The organism is Enterovirga sp. CN4-39 (assembly GCF_049446235.1).
GTDB lineage: Bacteria > Pseudomonadota > Alphaproteobacteria > Rhizobiales > Beijerinckiaceae > Enterovirga.
In genome coordinates, this window is the sequence record NZ_JBMSEF010000002.1 from 84,102 (window position 1) to 102,983 (window position 18,882).

At 68.0% G+C, this 18,882-nt stretch carries 16 protein-coding genes; 9 read left to right on the plus strand and 7 right to left on the minus strand.

Features of this window, described 5'->3' with window-relative positions; genetic code table 11:
• Positions 1 to 177: 177 nt before the first annotated feature.
• From ACO2SS_RS04140 to ACO2SS_RS04150, 3 genes are all read right to left on the minus strand, one after another.
• Positions 178 to 2,229 (minus strand): ATP-binding protein, encoded by a 2,052-nt coding sequence (locus tag ACO2SS_RS04140; protein WP_423276320.1) that lies wholly within the window; start codon positions 2,227 to 2,229, stop codon positions 178 to 180.
• A gap of 119 nt (positions 2,230 to 2,348) precedes the next feature.
• The gene (locus ACO2SS_RS04145) at positions 2,349 to 3,305 is read right to left on the minus strand and encodes a branched-chain amino acid ABC transporter permease (RefSeq protein WP_423276321.1); all 957 of its coding nucleotides are present in this window, start codon (positions 3,303 to 3,305) and stop codon (positions 2,349 to 2,351) included.
• A 169-nt stretch (positions 3,306 to 3,474) separates the two neighbouring features.
• Entirely contained in the window at positions 3,475 to 4,275 is an 801-nt protein-coding gene (locus ACO2SS_RS04150) for an ABC transporter ATP-binding protein (protein ID WP_423276322.1), read from the minus strand.
• An 89-nt stretch (positions 4,276 to 4,364) separates the two neighbouring features.
• On the opposite strand from ACO2SS_RS04150, the gene ACO2SS_RS04155 reads away from it, so the two are divergent.
• Positions 4,365 to 4,562, plus strand: a complete 198-nt coding sequence (locus ACO2SS_RS04155; RefSeq protein ID WP_423276323.1) for a hypothetical protein — start codon at positions 4,365 to 4,367, stop codon at positions 4,560 to 4,562.
• Positions 4,563 to 4,610: 48 nt separating this feature from the next.
• The gene (locus tag ACO2SS_RS04160) at positions 4,611 to 5,084 is read left to right on the plus strand and encodes a type II toxin-antitoxin system HicB family antitoxin (RefSeq protein ID WP_423276324.1); all 474 of its coding nucleotides are present in this window, start codon (positions 4,611 to 4,613) and stop codon (positions 5,082 to 5,084) included.
• 6 nt (positions 5,085 to 5,090) lie between these two features.
• On the opposite strand, the gene ACO2SS_RS04165 is transcribed toward ACO2SS_RS04160, so the two are convergent.
• Positions 5,091 to 7,103 (minus strand): AMP-binding protein, encoded by a 2,013-nt coding sequence (locus tag ACO2SS_RS04165; protein ID WP_423276325.1) that lies wholly within the window; start codon positions 7,101 to 7,103, stop codon positions 5,091 to 5,093.
• A 207-nt stretch (positions 7,104 to 7,310) separates the two neighbouring features.
• On the opposite strand from ACO2SS_RS04165, the gene ACO2SS_RS04170 reads away from it, so the two are divergent.
• Both ACO2SS_RS04170 and ACO2SS_RS04175 read left to right on the plus strand, forming a co-directional pair.
• The gene (locus ACO2SS_RS04170) at positions 7,311 to 8,783 is read left to right on the plus strand and encodes a hypothetical protein (protein ID WP_423276326.1); all 1,473 of its coding nucleotides are present in this window, start codon (positions 7,311 to 7,313) and stop codon (positions 8,781 to 8,783) included.
• Positions 8,784 to 8,808: 25 nt separating this feature from the next.
• Entirely contained in the window at positions 8,809 to 9,837 is a 1,029-nt protein-coding gene (locus ACO2SS_RS04175; RefSeq protein WP_423276327.1) for a UbiA family prenyltransferase, read from the plus strand.
• Between the two features lie 240 nt (positions 9,838 to 10,077).
• Here ACO2SS_RS04175 and ACO2SS_RS04180 read toward each other — a convergent pair whose 3' ends face one another.
• A complete protein-coding gene (locus ACO2SS_RS04180) occupies positions 10,078 to 10,911 on the minus strand; it encodes an AraC family transcriptional regulator (RefSeq protein ID WP_423276328.1) in 834 nt (277 codons plus the stop codon).
• 68 nt (positions 10,912 to 10,979) lie between these two features.
• Here ACO2SS_RS04180 and ACO2SS_RS04185 point away from each other — a divergent pair, with 68 nt between their 5' ends.
• Complete coding sequence (locus ACO2SS_RS04185) at positions 10,980 to 11,390, plus strand: DUF2000 family protein (RefSeq protein WP_423276329.1); 411 nt, start codon at positions 10,980 to 10,982, stop codon at positions 11,388 to 11,390.
• 2 nt (positions 11,391 to 11,392) lie between these two features.
• On the opposite strand, the gene ACO2SS_RS04190 is transcribed toward ACO2SS_RS04185, so the two are convergent.
• Together ACO2SS_RS04190 and ACO2SS_RS04195 are read right to left on the minus strand one after the other, a co-directional pair.
• Positions 11,393 to 14,908 (minus strand): indolepyruvate ferredoxin oxidoreductase family protein, encoded by a 3,516-nt coding sequence (locus ACO2SS_RS04190; RefSeq protein WP_423276330.1) that lies wholly within the window; start codon positions 14,906 to 14,908, stop codon positions 11,393 to 11,395.
• 146 nt (positions 14,909 to 15,054) lie between these two features.
• On the minus strand, positions 15,055 to 15,324 hold the full coding sequence (locus ACO2SS_RS04195; RefSeq protein ID WP_423276332.1) for a hypothetical protein: 270 nt from the start codon (positions 15,322 to 15,324) through the stop codon (positions 15,055 to 15,057).
• Positions 15,325 to 15,485: 161 nt separating this feature from the next.
• On the opposite strand from ACO2SS_RS04195, the gene ACO2SS_RS04200 reads away from it, so the two are divergent.
• The 4 genes from ACO2SS_RS04200 (at position 15,486) to minE (ending at position 18,875) form a co-directional block, all read left to right on the plus strand.
• Positions 15,486 to 16,913 (plus strand): cytochrome P450, encoded by a 1,428-nt coding sequence (locus tag ACO2SS_RS04200; RefSeq protein WP_423276333.1) that lies wholly within the window; start codon positions 15,486 to 15,488, stop codon positions 16,911 to 16,913.
• Between the two features lie 112 nt (positions 16,914 to 17,025).
• A complete protein-coding gene (gene minC / locus ACO2SS_RS04205; protein WP_423276334.1) occupies positions 17,026 to 17,727 on the plus strand; it encodes a septum site-determining protein MinC in 702 nt (233 codons plus the stop codon).
• Between the two features lie 60 nt (positions 17,728 to 17,787).
• On the plus strand, positions 17,788 to 18,603 hold the full coding sequence (minD, locus tag ACO2SS_RS04210; RefSeq protein ID WP_423276335.1) for a septum site-determining protein MinD: 816 nt from the start codon (positions 17,788 to 17,790) through the stop codon (positions 18,601 to 18,603).
• Positions 18,600 to 18,875, plus strand: a complete 276-nt coding sequence (gene minE, locus ACO2SS_RS04215; protein WP_423276336.1) for a cell division topological specificity factor MinE — start codon at positions 18,600 to 18,602, stop codon at positions 18,873 to 18,875. Before minD ends, minE begins: the two co-directional genes overlap by 4 nt.
• Positions 18,876 to 18,882: the final 7 nt, after the last annotated feature.

The following is an 18,882-nucleotide window of genomic DNA, read 5'->3' on the forward strand; positions in this document are numbered from 1 at the left end:
GCTCGCGCAGGGCAACCGGCGGAAGGGGCGTCATGGAAAGCGGCTGCGCCGTCGAATCTCGCTCTGCCGGGGGAGGCATGGGGTGGCGTGTGCTCCAGCGAATCGGCCGCGTGGTCCCGCGATCGAGACGGTCATACACCACCCGGCCCTGACGGATTTTTGACGCGCTGGTATCGCTCACGCGACGGCGCTCATCCCTGTACTCCCGCGCAGTGTAGAGGCAAGCGCCTCGAAGGTGAACGGCTTGAGGAGGAAGCCGTCGAACCCGGCGGTCTCGCTGTAGCGCTCCCGCTCGCCGATGATGCTGGCCGTGAGGGCCACGATGCGGATGCGCTCGTCGCGGCCCATTGCGGTCTCCAACTCGCGGATGCGCCGGGTCACTTCCCCGCCGTCCATTCCGGGCATGCGCATGTCCATCAGGATGACGTCGTACGGCTCCCTGTCGCCCGCGAGCGCCGCCTCCGCATGGGAGAGAGCCTCCCTCCCATCTCGCGCCCAGTCTACGAAGGTGCCGAGCTTCTGCAGCGTCTTCATGGCGACCAGCGCGTTCACCTCGTTGTCCTCCGCCAGGAGAACGCGAAGCGGCGGCAGGGCGGGCGAAGGCGCCGGGAGAGGCGCGGCTCCCCTATCGTGAAGCGGCTCCATGCCCGCCCCGGGACGAAGCCGCTCGAAGAGCGAGCGTGCCCGGACGGGCTTGATCAGGAAGGCGTCGTAGCCGGCCGCGTGCGGGGAGCCGAAATCGCGGCGCTCGAAGGGGGATAGCAGCACGATCGTCCGGGTCACGCCGCTGTCCTTGGCGGCGCGCGCGAGTTCCTTCACGGCGGCCTCGCCGAGCGCCGCATCTGCAATAAGGACGTCGAAGCGGGCGGCCCGCATGATCGTGCCGGCCGTTGCCGGATCACGCGCCCGTGCCGTCTCCGCGCCGGCCTCCTGCAGGCGTCGCTCGAGACAGCGCGGCTCGTGGGGCGAGGGACCCACCACGAGCACCCGCAGGTCGCTTGCCGCATCGCCCGGCAGGGCCTCGCATACCGCCGGCTCCAGGGGCAGCCGGACACGGAAGCTCGACCCGCGGCCCGGGATGCTGTCGACCTCGATCCGGCCGGCCATCCGGTCGACGATCCGCCGCGTGATGGCGAGGCCGAGGCCGGTTCCCGCGCCGCGTGCCGCGGCGAGGCCGCCCTGGTCGAACTCCTCGAAGATCGTGCCGAGCCGGTCTGCGCCGATTCCCGGCCCGGTATCCTCGACCGCGAACACGATCTCCTCGCCGATGCCGCGCTCGACCTTGATGCATACTCCGCCCGCGTCCGTGAACTTCACCGCATTCCCGGCGAGATTGAACAGGACCTGCCGCAGCCGGTCCCGGTCCGACCGCACCATTCTGGGCACGTCGCGGGACACGAAGGAGGCGATCTCCGTGCCCTTGTCCTGAGCACGCGGCGCGAGGAGCTCGACCACGCCCTGGACGACGCTCTCCAGCTCGAAGGGTTCGCGGACGAGATCGATCCGGCCGGCCTCGATCTTGGTGAAGTCCAGGATCTCCTCGATGAGCGACAGGAATGCCTCCGCCGATCCGCGCAGCGCCTGCACATAGGTGATCTGCTCGGGCTCGAGCTGGGTCTCGAGAAGGAGATCCGACATGCCCAGGATGCCGTTCAGGGGCGTGCGGAATTCGTGACTCACGGTCGCCAGGAAGCGGGACTTCGCCTCGCTCGCCGCCTCGGCTTTGGTCCGGGCCTCCTCGAGGGCCGCCTCGGTCTCGATCCGGTCGGTGATCTCGCGGCCGCTGCGCAGCACGGACTTGCTGCCATCCGGGCCGACGATGTCCGATTCCGCCCAGCTGAACCAGCGGGTCCCGCCTTCGGTCCGGATCGCCTCGTCCACTCGGCGGAGGCCATCCCCGACCTGCTCGGCCGGCCTGCGCTCGACGACGTCCAACTCGGTCAGCCGGGCATCGCCACCGCGCCGCCGCGTCCCGATGAGCTCCTCATAGGCGGCGTTCGTGAACGTGATCCGGCCGCCCGGATCGCGCTGCACGATCGCGTCCGGCAGGATGTCGAGGATGGAGAGGGTCTCGGCCTGGGTCTCCTCCAGGTCCGCGGGCGAATCCGTCCTGCTACCGGCGGAGCGGGTCAACAGCCTGACGGCGATCAGAATTCCGGCCCCGAACGAGAACGCCGCGACCGAGAGCAGGAAAAGAAGGTCGCCCGCCTGGAGCGAAGGAAAGAACATCCGGACAGGAAACCCCGAGGATCCGGATGCAACATACGATCCGGGTCCTCATGGGCCGTTGAGGAACATGCTTTGCCGTTCCTCAACGAACTGCATCGACTTGGCGCCGCTGGCGGATGCTAGATCCGCTCGATGATCTTCTCGCCGAACAGTCCCTGGGGGCGGATCATCAGCACGGCTAGCGCGATGAAATAGGCGAGCCAGGACTCGACGCCTCCTCCGATGAGCGGACCCCAGTAGAATTCGCCGAGCTTCTCGCCGATGCCGATGATCAGCCCGCCCACGATGGCGCCCGGGATGGAGGTGAGCCCGCCGAGGATGAGAACCGGCAGGGCCTTCAGGGCGATCACCTGGAGGGCGAAGGAGACCTCCGAGCGGGCCCCCCACATGATGCCGGTGGCGAGCGCCACGATGCCGGCCGTGAACCAGACCACGACCCAGATCTGGTTGAGCGAGATGCCGACGGAGAGCGCCGCCTTGTGGCTGTCCGCCACCGCCCGAAGGGCGCGGCCGATCCGCGTCTTCTGGAAGAACACGGCCAGCGTCGCGACGGCAAGGGAGGCGATGATCGCGGCCGCGATGTCGATCTTCTGCAGCGACACGAGCCCGCCGAGGATCGGCAGGTCCACGGCGCCGCTCGGCAGGTAGAGCTGCTCGGTGATCATGCGGCGCGGATTGCCGCCGAAGATGATCTCGCCGAGCCCGATCAGCAGGTAGGTCAGCCCGAACGTCGCCATGAACAGGATGATGTCGGGCTGGTTCACGAGCGGGCGCAGCACGACGCGCTCGATGCCGACCGCCAGCACGAACATGACCCCGATGGTGATCGCCAGCGCCAGGAAGGCCGGCACGCCCTTCTCGGCCAAGCCGACGAGCGTCAGAGCAGAGAACACGACCATGATGCCCTGCGCGAAGTTGAACACGCCCGAGGCCTTGAAAATCAGCACGAAGCCGAGCGCGATCAGCGAATAGAGCACGCCCGAGACGAGCCCCTCCCAGATTGTCTGGACCAGGAGATCGGGCGCCCCGCCCATCTGGACGAAGGGGTCGATGAAGATCTTGTAGAGGAGGTCCATCAGCGAAGCCCTCTTCTCCCCGTCGCAGACGGGGAGAAGTCGAGTCGCGCGGCAGCGCGACCGGATGAGGGGCTTGGCTCAGCGAGACACCCCTCACCCGGACGGCCGCTGCCGCGGCCTGCTCGACCCCTCCCCGCTGGGCGGGGAGGGGTAACGAACCAGTGCCCACTCAATGCGCGACCCCCAGATATGCGTCGATCACCTTCGGGTCGCGCTTCACGTCCGCCGGGATGCCATCGGCGATCTTGCGGCCGTATTCGAGCACCACGACCCGGTCGGAGAGCTCCATGACGACGCCCATGTCGTGCTCGATGAGCGCGATTGTCGTGCCGAACTGGGCGTTCACGTCGAGGATGAAGCGGCACATGTCCTCCTTCTCCTCGAGGTTCATGCCGGCCATCGGTTCGTCCAGGAGCAGCACCTCGGGCTCCATGGCGAGCGCCCGGCCGAGCTCGACGCGCTTCTGCAGCCCGTACGGGAGCTTCCCGACCGGGACCTTCCGGATAGCCTGGATCTCCAGGAAGTCGATGATGTTCTCGACGAACCGCCTGTGCTCGACCTCCTCGGCCATGGCCGGGCCGAAGCGCAGCGCCTGCCAGAGGAGGCCCTTGTGCATCTTCAGCGAGCGCCCCGTCATGATGTTGTCGAGCGTCGTCATGCCCTTGAACAGCGCGACGTTCTGGAAGGTGCGCGCGATGCCGCCGCGCGCGGCCGTGGAGGGACGCATCCGGGGCCGGCGCTGCCCCTTAAAGGTGATAGCGCCCTCGGTCGGATGGTAGAAGCCGTTGATGCAGTTCAGCATCGAGGTCTTGCCGGCGCCGTTCGGCCCGATGATGGCGCGGATCTCGCCCTTCTGGATGTCGAAGGACACATCCGTCAGCGCCTTCACGCCCCCGAAGGCGAGCGAGACATTCTCGACTGCGAGCAGAACCTCGCCCTTCACGATGAGCGGTCCGTCCGGGGCTCTCATCGAAGAGACTCCAAGATGAACGGTCGCCGTATCCACTTGCGCATGCTGCCTGGCATCTCGATGATGGAGCGTGCCGTCGGGGTCAAATCTTGCAGAAGCGCGACCGTTTCATTGCAGATTTGCGGGAGGAGGCGCGGCGGAAGGAGTTGTCTTTCGAGCTGACCAAAGGGCGTGGTAAGGGAGGGCACGCCATGATCTGGATCGGTGATCGAGTGTCGACGCTGCCCAGCCGTGAGATCGACCCGAAAACGGCGGCGAAGATCAGGAAGGCGCTCGGGCTTGATTGAGGTCTTGTCGGGAGCGATCTCGATGCTGAGCGATCGCGAGGACCCAAAGTGAGAACTTACACCTACCGCGCGACGATCGAGCCTGGAGACGAGGCGGATTGGGTCGTTAGTTTTCCGGACGTGCCGGAGGCTGTCACGCAAGCGGAGACGGTCGAGGGGGCCCGCATTGCCGCCCAGGAGGCGCTCGGGCTTGCCCTGTTGTCCTACCCGGCGCGCGGACGCCCGCTGCCCCAAAGGCGTCAAGGCATAGCCACGCAGCCCTCCCAAACGAGCGGGACGTCCGGCCTCGACATCAGCCCAGCTCCCGACGTGACGGCCAAGCTGGCCGTTCTGGAGGCCTTCGCGGCATCGAGCCGAACGCGCGAGGAACTTGCGGCCATGCTGGGCGGAAAGACGGACCTTGAGCTTCGTAGCATCTTGGACCCGTTCGACCCCACGGAACTGCCCCTCCTGGCGCAAGCTCTCGAAGCCTTGGGACAGAAGCTGGTGGTCGGCGTCGCGCCGATCGATGAGGCGGCCTAGCGTCATCTACGCCGCCTTCTCCAGTTCGAGCGCGGCTTCGGCCGGGGGGTGGATCATCATGTCCCTGATCGCGACCGTGCCGGCCAGGACGCCCTTGCGGCCGTCCTCGAAGGTCACTTCCGTGCGGATGCTCGCCTCCTGCGAGCCGTCGAACAGGCCCTGGATCAGCGGCGCGTAGCGCTCGGCGATGAAGCCGCGGCGGACTTTCTGGGTCCGGGTCAGCTCGCCGTCATCGGCGTCGAGCTCCTTGGGCAGGATCAGGAAGCGGCGGATCTGCGCGCCTCCCATGCGAGGCTCGGCCGCGAGCGAGCGGTTCACCTCGTCCACATGCTCGGCCACCATCGCGTAGACGCGGGGATGGGCGGCGAGTTCCTGGTAGGACGCGTAGGTGACGTTGTTGCGCTCGGCCCACGAACCGACAGCGACGAGGTCGATGTTGATGAAGCAGGCGACAAAGTCGCGCCCGTCCCCGAAGGCGACCGCCTCCTTGATGTTCGGGTAGAACTTCAGCTTGTTCTCGACGTATTTAGGCGGGAACAGAGCGCCATCCCGCATGCGGCCGACATCCTTGGCGCGGTCGATGATCTTCAGGTGCCCGCGCGCGTCGAAGAAGCCGGCGTCGCCCGAGCGGACGAAGCCGTCCGGCGTCTTCGTCTCGGCCGTCTTGTCCGGGTCCTTGTAATACGCCTGAAAGACGCCCGGCGAGCGGTAGAGAACCTCCCCGTTCTCGTCGATGCGGATCTCGACCTGCGGGGCCGGGCGGCCGACCGTGTCGGCCAGGATCTCGCCGTCGGGCTGCATGGTCACGTAGACCGAGGCTTCCGTCTGCCCGTAGAGCTGCTTCAGGTTCACGCCGATCGAGCGGTAGAAGCGGAAGATCTCCGGGCCGATCGCCTCGCCGGCCGTGTAGCCGACCTTGATCTTCGACAGGCCGAAGCGATTGCGCAGCGGCGCATAGATCAGCCAGTCGCCGACCCGATAGATCAGCCGGTCCAGCAGCCCGACCTTCTCGCCGTTGAGAATCGGCTCGCCCACCCTCCGGGCATGGTCGAGGAAATAACGGAACATCCGCCGCTTAGGGGCCGAGGCATCCTCCATGCGGACCATCGTGAGGGTCAGCATGTTCTCGAAGACGCGCGGGGGTGCGAAGGCATAGGTGGTGCCGATCTCGCGCCGGTCGTCCACCACCGTGTCCGGGCTTTCGGGGCAGTTCACGCAGAGCCCCGTGATGATCGCCTGCGCGTAGGAGAAGATGTGGTCGCCGACCCACGCGACGGGCAGATAGGCGATGATCTCGTCCGTCTCGTCGAGCTTGTCGAAGGCCGAGCCGATCTCGCCGGCCAGCCTGACATTGTCGAAGGTCAGCATCACGCCCTTCGGCCGGCCGGTCGTCCCCGACGTGTAGAGGATGATGGACAGGTCCGAGCCCTTGGCCCGGGCGAGCGAGGCGTCGAGCTTCTCGCCCAACTCAGGCAGCGTTTCGAGAAGGCGCCGCCCCTGCTCCACCGCATCGTCGATCGAGGTCAGGCGCGTGTGATCGTAGGTCCGAAGGCCCTTCTCCTCGTCGTAGAGGATCTGGTGCAGCTTGGGCAGGCGGTCGGACACGGAGAGGAGCTTGTCGACCTGCTCCTGGTCCTGCGCGACCGCCAGCGTGACCTCGGCATGGTCGAGCACATAGGCCATCTCGTCGGCGACGGAATCCGCATAGACGGGCACCGGCACGGCGCCGAGCCATTGCGCGGCCGCGATGGCCCAATAGAGCCGCGGCCGGTTCTGGCCGACGATGGCGACCTTGGAGCCGGGCTCCACGCCGAGCTTGTCGAGCCCGGCCGCGAAGGCGCGCACGATGTCGTGCACCTCCGCCCAGGTCCAGCTCTGCCAGATGCCCAGGTCCTTGTGGCGGAAGGCCGGCCGCGCGCCCCGAATGCGGGCATTGCGCACGAGCAGCTTGGGGAACGTGTCCTCGGCGCCTTGCGCTGGAGCCGTCACCAGCAACCTCCCTGAGCTCCGGTGGAGCATCCACGGCCAAGCGCGGATTGGCTCCGCGTCTCAAGGCTTCAAGCCCGGCCTGAAGGAGTATGTCGCACGCGGATTCCCGGCCCGCAACGCGACGGAAGTCGCACGGGAACAGCGGCCGCGGGAGCGCTCCCGTTAACCATGCCCCCGTAGGGTTCCTAGGCCGTGCCCGCCCTTCGCATACCGCCTTCCGCCGCTCTCGTGATTCTGATGGCGACGCCGTTCGTCGCCTTCTGCCTCGGTTTCCTGCAACTCTCGATTGGCTTGCCGGCGGCTGCGCTTCTTGTGGCGGGCCTGCTTCTGGGGCGCGGATTCGCATGCAGCGAACCCGTCGACGGGCGGGCTCTCTTCGCCAGCATGATGATCGCGCTGGTCGGCTGCCTGCTCGGCGGCCAGGGAAGGATCGTTTACGCGCCCGACGATTGGGTCGTTCGCGACGCAGTGCTTGCCGACCTCGTCCGGCTGCCCTGGCCGCCCGGCTACCTGCTCGAGAGCGGGGCCTTCGTGCTCCGCGCGCCCGTCGGCATGTATCTCGTCCCCGCGCTGGTCGGGAAGGCCGCGGGATTGTGGGCTGCCCATCTGGCGCTTCTTCTCCAGAACACGGCAATCCTCGGCCTGCTGCTTTTTCGCATGGCCGGACGCCGGCCGGGGCTGCGTGACGTGCTCGTCGTCGCCCCGCTGTTCCTGCTGTTCAGCGGGGCCGACGTCGTGATCTTCCTCGCCAAAGCCGCCAAGGCGGCGACCGTCGGGGCACCTGCGCCCTGGCCGTGGCACCTGGAGCACTGGAACGGATTGTTTCAGTATTCGTCGCACACGACCCAGCTCTTCTGGGTGCCGCATCATGCACTCGCCGGATGGTTCGCGGCCGTCCTGCTCATTCGCTGGCGTGAGGGTGAGCTCGGTTCGCCGCAGGTGCTTTCGGGGTTGTGCCTCGCCCTCCTGTGGTCGCCGCTTGCCATCGCGGGCGCAGTGCCATTCGTCATCCTCGCCGCGATGGCCGACCTCCGCGCCCGAAAGCTTTCCCTGCGGGCCATTCTTGGCGCAGCGCTTGTAGGGGCCGCAACGCTCCCGGCGGTGGTCTATCTCACGCTCGGGAGCGGCATGGTTGAGCGTGAGCTGCTGATCTCGGATCCGGAGTTCGTTCCTACCTACCTGCTCTTCCTCATGGTCGAGCTTGCGCCCTTCTTCTGGCTCCTGGCCCGCTCCGGGAACAAGGCGTCGCGAAGCGAGCTCGTGCTCCTCGGCGTGCTCCTACTCGCATTTCCGCTCTACAAGATCGGCTTCTCCAACGATTTCACCATGCGGGCATCCATCCCGGCGCTCGCGCTTCTGGCCGTGGTGGTGATCGAGAGGGCCCGGGCGGCGGCACGGGCCAGTCGCAGAGCGCTGGTGCCTTATGCGCTCGTCTTCGCCCTCGGCCTCGCGACGCCAGCAGCCGAGATCACCCGCGCCGTGCTGTTCCCGCTCAATCCGCCGGCGGGCTGCGATCTCGTCTCTGCCTGGCGCTCGTCGAGCTTCGGTGGCTTCCCCATGTCGACCTATCTGGCCCCGGTTCGGCCAGAGACGGCGAGACTGCTCCGAGCGACCCGTGCGGAGGCGCCGGATTCGGGCGGGTGTCCAGAGGTCGCGAAGGCACGCAGCGCGATTGCGCCCCCGCCAACGACCGGTTCAACCTTTCGGTGACGCTTGTGCCGCAGGATCGAGGGTGATGAACCGAGCCGCCCTCCCATCCTCTTCCCCCGAGGAGTATGCTCGCATTGCCGACAGGGCCGACCAGCTCGAAAGTCCCGCTCTTGCGAGGCTTGAACAGCTTGCCGCCGAGTTCGCGCCGACTCCCGCCGTCCCAGGTCATCCTCTATTCCGCGCAGTACGGCCGCATCAATGGGCGAAGAACGTCCTCGTCCTGGTGCCGCCCGCCCTTGGCGGGGTCATGTTCCAGCCAACCATCGCGCTGGCGAGCATGGCAGCTGCGCTTGCGTTGTGCCTCGCGGCATCGGCCGGATATCTGGTCAACGATATCCTCGATCGGGCGAGCGACCGGCTCCATTGGTCGAAAGGGCGACGGCCTTTCGCCAGCGGCGCCCTTTCGCCTGCCCAAGGCTATGTGGCCGCCGCGATCCTGGTGGCGGTCGGGGCGGCGCTGGGCGCGGTCGCGGGCACGGCGGCTTTGGTGGTGCTGGCCGCCTATCTCGTCGCGACGGTCCTCTATTCGCTCCTGCTCAAGCGGCAGCCGATCATCGACGTCGTGACGCTGGCCGGGCTTTTCACCCTCCGCCTCGCGCTCGGCGTCGCAGCTTCGGGCGTGCACCTCTCGGCTTGGCTCCTGACGTTCTCGATGCTGTTCTTCCTCTCGCTTTCGCTCGCGAAGCGACACACCGAGGTGGTTCGCGCGGTTGAGCGTCGGACGGCCACGCACGGCCGCGGATACCAGTCCAGCGACGCACCCTTCCTGCTCGCGTTCGGGGCGGCGAGCCTTATCGGCGCCGTGGTGGTGCTGGTGCTCTACATGACTCAGGAAGCCTTCGTGGCGGCGCATCTCACCCTGCCGCGCATGCTCTGGGCGCTCCCGCTTCTGGTCTTCCTGTTCGGAGCCCGGGTGTGGCTCGTCTCGGGTCGCTCGCAGCTCGACGACGACCCGATCGTGTTCGCGCTCAAGGATGGCGCGAGCAGGGTCGTCGTGGCGGCTGCCGGCGCCTCGTTCCTGGTGGCCTGGCTCGGCGTCCCAGGCCTGCCCTGAACGACAGGCCGGCTACTCCCCGCTTTTTGGATATTGCAGCGATGGTCAGCGGTCCCACTTGTCGTTCTTGGCCACCCGAGGTCACGCGCCTTGAGACCGAAGTTGCGGATCCTGCCCGGCAGGTCCGCTGACCCCAGCTCGGGCGGGCGGTTCGCCGCATCAATCCCGGCCACATCTATCTCGCCTGAGGGTCGCGGAGCCGCAACGCGACGGAAGTCGCACGGAATGCGGGAGAAGTGTCTAATCCGCCTCCGGAGGCCGGATCGCGGCTCTGGAAAAGGCGGCGGGCGGGGCGCCGTAGCTGCGCCGGAACCACCGTGTGAGATGCGCCTGGTCGGCGAACCCCGTCTCGGCCGCGACGGATGCCGGCGCGAGGCCTTTCGCCAGCAGCGCCTTCGCGGCCTCCAGCCGGACCGTGCGGATCCAGGCGCTCGGCGGCATGCCGAATCGGCGCTGAAACGCCCGGATCAGCTCGAACCGCCCGATCCCGGCCTGGTGGGCCAGGTCCGAGACCCGGAGCTGGGACGCCGGTTCGGCACGGAGCCGGTCGCAGATGCGTTGCAGGTCCACCACCGCAGAGCGCGTGCGCCGCTCGCGGGCGGGGAGCTCGGCAAGACGGCCCGCGAGGAGGACGAGGCTTTCCTCCACAAGGAAGCCGTCCCCGCTCTCGCTCGCCTCGGCCAATCGCCGGATGCTCGCGAACAGCCCCGGATCGTCCGGCGAGGGCACGCGAAAGGCCGGCTCGGGCGAGGCGATGCCCGCGGCATCGCCGACCGCTTCCCGCATCTCGGCGACGGGAATGTAGAGCATCCGGTAGAGCACGCCGGCCGACGTCGTCGCATGCCCGTCGTGGAGCTCGAACGGGTTGAACAGGATTACCGATCCGGGACGCGTCCTGTGGCGCACGCCGCGGCAGGTGAAGGTCTGCGAGCCGGCTTCGGTGATCCCGACGGCATAATCGACATGGGCGTGCCGGCCGTAGCTCCAGGTCTCGAGCCGCGCGTGCAGGGATTCGATCGGGCCGGCGAACCGGCGCCGGAACACGTCGCGCGCTTCCGAAGCGGGGTTCCGCATGGCGCACACCCGTTCAAGACGCCGAGGGCCGCATCCTCTTACCCGTCCTGTCGGTTCGGGAGAAGGATATGCGGTTCGACACCAAGATCGCGGTCATCGTGAGGGATGACCTGCAGGCCTGGCAGAAGCTGAACGTGACGGCCTTCATGGCCAGCGGAATCGCCTTCGCGGAGCCGGAGACGAGGGGCGAGCCGTACCGGGACGGCTCCGGCGCAGCCTATGCGACGCTCTTCCGGCAGCCGGTCACGGTATTGACGGGGGATGCCGCCCTCCTGCGCGAGACGTTCTCGCGCTCGCTCGGACGCGCGCTCCGGATGGCCGTCTATACCGACGCGATGTTCGGCACCGGGCACGACGCGGACAACCGCGCCGCAGTGGCCTCGGTCGCGACCGAGGCGCTCCCGCTCGCCGGCTTCGCCGTCTATGGCGCCCGCAACGCGGTCGACCGCGCCCTCAAGGGGCTGCGGCTGCACGCCTGACCCTACTCCGCCGCCTGGGCCAGCACGGGGGCGGGCGAACGGAAGCGGGCGAGGAGTTCCGCCTCCTCCTTCTTGGCGGCCTCGAGATGGCGCGCCTTCACGTGGCCGAAGCCGCGGATCTTGCCCGGAATGCCGGCGAGGCCCAGGGCCGTGGCGTGGTTCGCCGCATCGAGCCCGGCGACGAGCTCGTCCAGGAGCGCCACGTAATCGGCGATGAGCTGGCGCTCGACCTTCCGCTCATGCGTATAGCCGAACACGTCCAAGGCAGTGCCGCGCAGGCCCTTGAACCGGGCCAGCACGCCGAAGGCCTTCAGCATCCAGGGGCCGAAGCTCATCTTCTTCGGCTCGCCGGTATGCGGGTCGATCCGGGCGAGGAGCGGCGGCGCGAGGTGGAACTCGAACCGGAGGTTCTCGCCCTCGAAGGTCGACGCGATCTGCTTGGCGAAGTGGCCGTTCGTGTAGAGGCGCGCCACCTCGTACTCGTCCTTGTAGGCCATCAGCTTGAACAGCGAGCGCGCGACCGTCTCCGTGAGGGCCGTCGAGCCCGGCACGGCCCGGGCCTCCGCGGCCCGGACGCGCTCGACCTGGTCGCGGTAGCGCCTGGCATAGGCGGCGTCCTGATAGTCGCTGAGGAACGCGATGCGGCGCGCGACCATCTCGTCGAGACTCTGCGACAGCTCCGTCGTGTCGGCCGAAGTCTTGGAGGCCGCGACGATCGCCCGGATGGCCTCGGGCTGGGCGGCTGCACGGCGCCCCCATTCGAAGGCGTCCAGGTTCATCTTCACGGCTTCGCCGTTGAGCTCGATCGCCCGCCGCAGCGAGGCCCGGGACAGCGGAACGCGGCCCGTCTGCCACGCATAGCCCAGCATGAACATGTTGGCGCCGATCGCATTGCCGAGGAGCGCGAGCGCCGCCTCCGTGGCATCCACGAAGGAGAGGCCTGGGCCCTGCTCCGTCCTGGCCCCGGCTGCATTGGCGATCGCCCGCTTCAGGCGCTCGGCCGGCAGCGAGTAATCGGCATTGCGGGCGAAGTCGCCCGGCATGACCTCGGCCGTGTTCACGACCGCGGCCGTGCGGCCGGCCTTCATGGCGCCGAGCACCTTCTTTGAGCCGGTCACGACCAGATCGCAGCCGAGAACGAGGTCGGCCATGCCGGCCGTCACCCGGATCGAGGTGATGTCCTGCTGCCGGTTGGCGAGACGCAGGTGGCTCGTCACCGCGCCGCCCTTCTGGGCGAGCCCGGCCATGTCGATGAGACCGAGTCCCTTGCCCTCCAGATGCGCGGCCATGCCCATGATCTGGCCGACCGTGATCACACCCGTGCCGCCGATGCCGGTGACGAGCACGTTGAAGGTCTTGTCGATCCCGGGGACGGCCGGCTCGGGCAGTTCGCCGGCGGGCAGGGCGGCCGCCGGGATCGCAGCAGGCTCCATCTTCTTCGGCTTGGCTCCATGCACCGTCACGAAGGACGGGCAGAAGCCCTTCACGCAGGAAAAGTCCTTGTTGCAGTTCGACTGGTCGATCTTGCGCTTGCGGCCGAACTCCGTCTCGAGCGGCTGCACGGCGACGCAGTTCGACTTCACGGAGCAGTCGCCGCAGCCTTCGCAGACGAGGTCGTTGATGATCACGCGCTTGTCGGGATCCGGGAAGGCGCCCCGCTTCCTGCGCCGGCGCTTCTCCGACGCGCAGGTCTGGTCGTAGATCAGAACGGAGACGCCGCCCACCTCGGCCAGCTCGCGCTGGACCTCATCGAGCTCGTCGCGATGGTGGATCGAGAGCCCGGCCGGCCAGCGGACGACGGCCGGATACTTGTCCGGCTCGTCGGTGACGAGGCGGATGGTCTGCACGCCCTCGGCCGCGACCTGCCGGGCGATCATGTCGACCGTGAGCGAGCCCTCGTGCGGCTGGCCGCCCGTCATGGCGACCGCGTCGTTGAACAGGATCTTGTAGGTGACGTTCGTCTTGGTCGCGACGGCCCAGCGCAGCGCCAGCGACCCCGAATGGTTGTAGGTGCCGTCGCCGAGGTTCTGGAACATGTGGCCGCGCCTGGAGAACGGCGCCTCGCCGATCCAGTTCGCGCCCTCGCCGCCCATCTGGGTGTAGCCCTCGGTCGAGCGGTCCATCCACTGGGCCATGAAGTGGCAGCCGATCCCCGCATAGGCGCGGTGGCCCTCGGGTACCCTGGTGGAGGTGTTGTGCGGGCAGCCCGAGCAGAAGCCGGGCGTGCGCACGCCGGCATCGCTCGTGATGGCCAGGATCTCCTGCGCTTCCTTCAGCTTCGCGAGGCGGCCGGCGAGATCGTCATTGCGGTGATAGCGCAACAGGCGCTCGCCGATGGCGATCGCGATGTCGTTCGTGTCGAGCGCATATTTGACAGGAAAGAGCCAGTTGCCGCCCTCGTCCTTCTTGCCCACGACCACAGGTTGGTTCGCGGTCCCGTAGAGCTCCTCTCGGACCTGCACCTCGATGAGCGAGCGCTTCTCCTCGACGACGATCACGAGGTCGAGCCCGCGCGCGAAATCGACCAGCTCCGATTGCGGCAACGGCCAGGGGCAGGCGATCTTGAAGAGGCGCAGGCCCATGTCGTTGGCCTTGACCTCGTCGAGGCCGAGCTCGTCCATGGCCTCGCGGACGTCGAGATAGCTCTTGCCGACCGTGATGATGCCGATCTTCGGGTTGCGGCCCCCGGACAGGATTATCTTGTTGAGGCTGTTCGCCCGCACGAAGGCCAGCATGGCGTCGCGCTTGAAGTCGTGGAGGCGCGCCTCCTGCTCCAGGAAGGGATCGCGCGGCCGGATGTTCAGCCCGCCGGGCGGCATCGCGAAGTCAGTCGGGATCTCGATCTTCACCCGGTCGATGCTGCCGTCCACGGAGGCCGTGGATTCGATGTTGTCCTTCACGCACTTCACGGCCACCCAGGCGCCGCAGAAGCGGGAGAGCGCGAAGCCGTAGAGACCGTAATCGAGCAACTCCTGCACCCCGGCCGGGTTCAGGATCGGGCTCATCACGTCCACGAAGGCGAATTCGGACTGGTGCGCGACCGTGGAGGATTCGGCCGTGTGGTCGTCGCCCATCAGGGCGAGGACGCCGCCATTTCGGGAGGTACCGGCCTGGTTGGCGTGCCGGAAGACGTCGCCCGTGCGGTCGACGCCGGGGCCCTTGCCGTACCAGACGCCGAAGACGCCGTCGTACTTGCCCTCGCCGCGCATCTCGGCCTGCTGCGCACCCCAGAGGGCCGTCGCGGCGAGCTCCTCGTTCAGCCCTGGCTGGAAGACGACATGCGAGGCTTCGAGCTGCTTCTTGGCCTTGTAGAGATTGAGGTCGAGTCCCGCGATCGGGGAGCCGCGGTAGCCGGAGACGAGGCCCGCGGTGTTGAGGCCCGCGCGGCGGTCGCGCTCGCGCTGCATCAGGAGCAGCCGGACGATGGCCTGCGTACCCGTGAGAAAGACCCGCTCCTTCGAGAGGTCGTACTTGTCGTCGAGCGATACGGAGTCGAGAGCTACCTCGGTGAGGCTCATGACCCGGTCCTCCACGCCCCGCGGGGCTCCAGCCGCCGACTGCCGCCGGTCTCGTTCGAATACGTCAGCAATGCTGACATATGCAGTTTAGACCGTCAATCAACTGCGATGGCTCGGGCAGGGTCAAGGTGGCGAAGTAGCCGGCTCTACCGGGCTGCCCGCCGCTCCTGGTGCCGGCGGTGGTAGGCCCGGCGGTGCCGGTTCGACTTGCGCCCGCTGAGCCCGAGCCCGCGCGAGATCCGGTGGCCCGCCCCATACCCGATCGCGCCGCCCGCGACCGCCCCGACCGGGCCGCCCACGATCGCCCCGGCGACGGCGCCCAGGCCGGTATTCACGGCACGGTCCTGGGCCGCGGCGGTCCCGCTCATGCCGAACGAAATCCCAAGCGCCACCAGCGAAATTCCGAGAAGTCTCATCGTCCCAACATCCAGTTTCGTCCGGGAACCCGGCTTGAACTCGGCGCCTGCCGCTCCGTTCCCGCCGCCGCCCGGGCTGGCCGGCCCTCGGCTTGCCGCTGGACAGCCGGGCCCGTATTGCAGGCGCTTCCTGGGGACTGCCCGCCGGCTGAGGCCCGAATTTGAGCGACTTCGTTCCCCCGCACCCGCCCCGGCCCGAGAAGCCCTATCCGGCGCTCGAGCTGATCCGGCGCGCCCGGCGCAACTTCCTGGAGATCTGGACCGAGAAGGCCTTCCAGGCGCAGTTCATGCAGACCAAGCTCCTGGCCCGCAAGGTTTTTATCTGCAACTTCCCGGACACGGTCCAGTACGCGTTCAGCACCCACAACGCGAGCTTCGAGCGGAAGTCACCGCAGATGCGGCACGCGCTCGAGCCGCTCCTCGGGGACGGGCTCTTCATCTCGGACGGGGAGATCTGGCGGCGGCGGCGCAAGGTCGTCGCGCCCATCATCCACGTCTCGCGTCTGGCGGAATTCGCGCCCGTCATGGTCGACACGATCCTTGAGGCGCGAGGGCGCTGGGAGGCGGCCGCCGACGGCGCGGAGGTCGACGCGCTCTCCGAGATGGCCGAACTGACGGCCGAGATCATCTGCCGGACCATCTTCGGACGGCAGCTCGGCGGCGAGCATGCCCGCGAGGTCGTCGAGGGCTTCTCGGACTACCAGCGGCTCGTCGGACAGACGGATGCGTTGTCGCTGCTCGGCCTGCCGGACTGGCTGCCGCGCTTCCACCGCCCGGGCCTGCGCAAGTCAAAGGACCGCATCCATCGGGTTCTGGACGGCATCATCGCGGATTACCGGAAGCGCGGCGACACCGCCGAGGGCTCGGTCATCGGCCATCTCCTGGACGCCGTGGACGAGGAGACGGGCCAGCCGCTCAGCGACGAGGCGATCCGGAACGAGGCCGCGGTCATCTTCATGGCCGGGCACGAGACCACGGCAAACACGCTCGCCTGGGCCTGGTACCTGCTCTCGCAGGCCCCGGACGTGGAGGCCAAGCTGCACGAGGAGGTCGACGGCGTATTGGGGGGGGCGGCGCCGAGCCTCTCCGACGTCCCCAGGCTGCGCTACACGCGCGCCGTGATCGACGAGACCCTGCGGCTGTATCCGCCCGTGCCGATCCTCGCTCGCGAGGCGCTGGAAGACGAGTCCATCCGCAACCGGCCGGTGCCGAAGGGCTCGCTCGTGATGGTCGTGCCCTGGCTGATCCACCGGCACAAGCTGCTCTGGGACAAGCCGGATCATTTCTGGCCGGAGCGCTTCATGCCGGGAGGCTCGGGCGCCAAGTCGAAATTCTCCTACGTGCCTTTCGCGATCGGGCCGCGCATCTGCGCCGGGCTCTCCTTCGGCCAGACGGAGGCGATCCTCTCGTTGGCGACGCTGGCGCAGCGCTTCTCGCTTCGCCTGAAACCCGGCCATACGGTCGAGCCGATCTGCCGCCTGACGCTGCGGCCGGGCGAGGACCTGCCGATGACGCTCCACCGGCGGGCCCAAGCCTCCGTGCGCAGCCGTACGGAGGCGCCGGCTTCCGCCTGTCCGCACATGCATTGAAAGGCCTGCGGCAGCTCGCCGACGACTTGCACCCGCCTGTGGGAATCGGATCGCGTTAACCGATGGGTAACCGTATCGGGCGCCAAAGTGGGCCTCCGAAACGGTTTCGTAAGTGCCCGTGACCAGCACAGCCCGCCCATCGATTCGTTTCCGCGGCCACTCCTTCATCGCGCTCGTCGTGGTGCCCGAGGAGCCGGTGGCGGAATGGCTCGTCCACCTCGACGGGCTGGCCAGCCGCTCGCCCGGCTTCTTCGTCAATCGACCCGTGATCCTCGACGTCTCGCACCTGACGCCGGACAGGGCGATGCTCAAGTCGTTGGTTGCCGACCTGTCGGAACGCGGGATCGGCGTCATGGGCCTCGAGGGGGCGGACCCTGCAGTTCTCGGACCGGACCTGCCGCCTGCGATGGCGGGCGGGAACAAGACCGGGCAGCTCGAGATCCCGACGGACCGCATCAAGGCGGACCCGCAGGGTGCACCGAAGAAGGCCTCGCTCCTCGTGGACAAGCCGGTTCGATCCGGCCAATCCATCTGCTTCCCCGAAGGGGACGTCACGATCGTCGGCTCGGTCGCCTCGGGCGCCGAAGTGATCGCGGGCGGCTCGATCCACGTCTACGGCGCTTTGCGCGGCCGTGCGGTCGCGGGTTCGTCCGGAGATCCCGGGGCCCGGATCTACTGCCGCAAGCTCGAAGCGGAGCTCCTCATGATCGACGGCTCGTTCCGGACGGACGACGAGGTCCAGCCGGACCTGCGTGGCCGCCCTGTTCAGGCCTGGCTCGACAACGGCGCGATCGCGCTGGCGAGCCTCGACTAGCGAGATTCGGGGGCGAGGATCGTCCCCGGTGAAAGGACCGCCCAAGAAGGGGGAACCCACATGGCAAAAGTACTCGTCGTCACCTCAGGTAAGGGAGGCGTCGGAAAAACGACCTCCACGGCATCCCTCGGCGCCGCGCTGGCGCAAAGCGGTCAGAACGTCGTCGTCATCGATTTCGACGTCGGCCTGCGCAACCTCGACCTCGTCCTCGGGGCCGAGCGCCGCGTCGTCTACGACCTCATCAACGTGGTCCAGGGCGACGCCAAGCTCCCGCAGGCGCTCATCCGCGACAAGCGGATCGAGACGCTTTCCCTCCTTCCGGCCTCGCAGACGCGGGACAAGGAAGCCCTGACGGAAGAGGGCGTGAAGCGCGTCATCGACGAGCTGCGCGAGAAGTTCGACTGGATCATCTGCGACAGCCCGGCCGGGATCGAGCGCGGCGCCACGCTGGCCATGCGCTTTGCGGACGTCGCGATCGTGGTGACGAATCCCGAGGTCTCCTCCGTCCGCGATTCCGACCGCATCATCGGGCTCCTCGATTCGAAGACCGAGCGCGCCGAGAAGGGCGAGCGGATGGAGAAGCACCTCCTCATCACGCGTTACGACGCAGCCCGCGCTTCCCGCGGGGAGATGCTGAAGACGGAGGATATCCTCGAGATCCTGTCGATCCCGCTGCTCGGCATCATCCCGGAGAGCGAGGAGGTGCTGCGCGCCTCCAATCTCGGCTCGCCCGTGACCCTCAACGCGCCGCTGAGCGCGCCCGCCCGCGCCTATATCGATGCCGTGAAGCGCCTGAAGGGCGAGACGATCCCCGTCACCGTGCCGGCCGAGAAGCGGCGCCTGTTCACGAAGTTCTTCACCAGGAGGGCGGCATGAACCTTCTGAGCTTCTTCAACCGCCGCAGCTCCGCCCCGGTCGCGCGCGACAGGCTGCAGATCCTGCTGGCCCACGAGCGCGCGGCGTTCGGGCAGCGCGACCTCGTGGCGCTCCTGCGCGAGGAGATCCTCGCGGTCATCGCCAAGCATGTGAGCGTCGACCGCGACAAGGTCCGCGTCACCATGGACCGCGGCGATTCGATCTCGACGCTCGAGGTCGACATCGAAATCCCGACCGGCGCGGGCAGCACGAAGCTGGCGCTCGCCGGCTGAGGGGAGA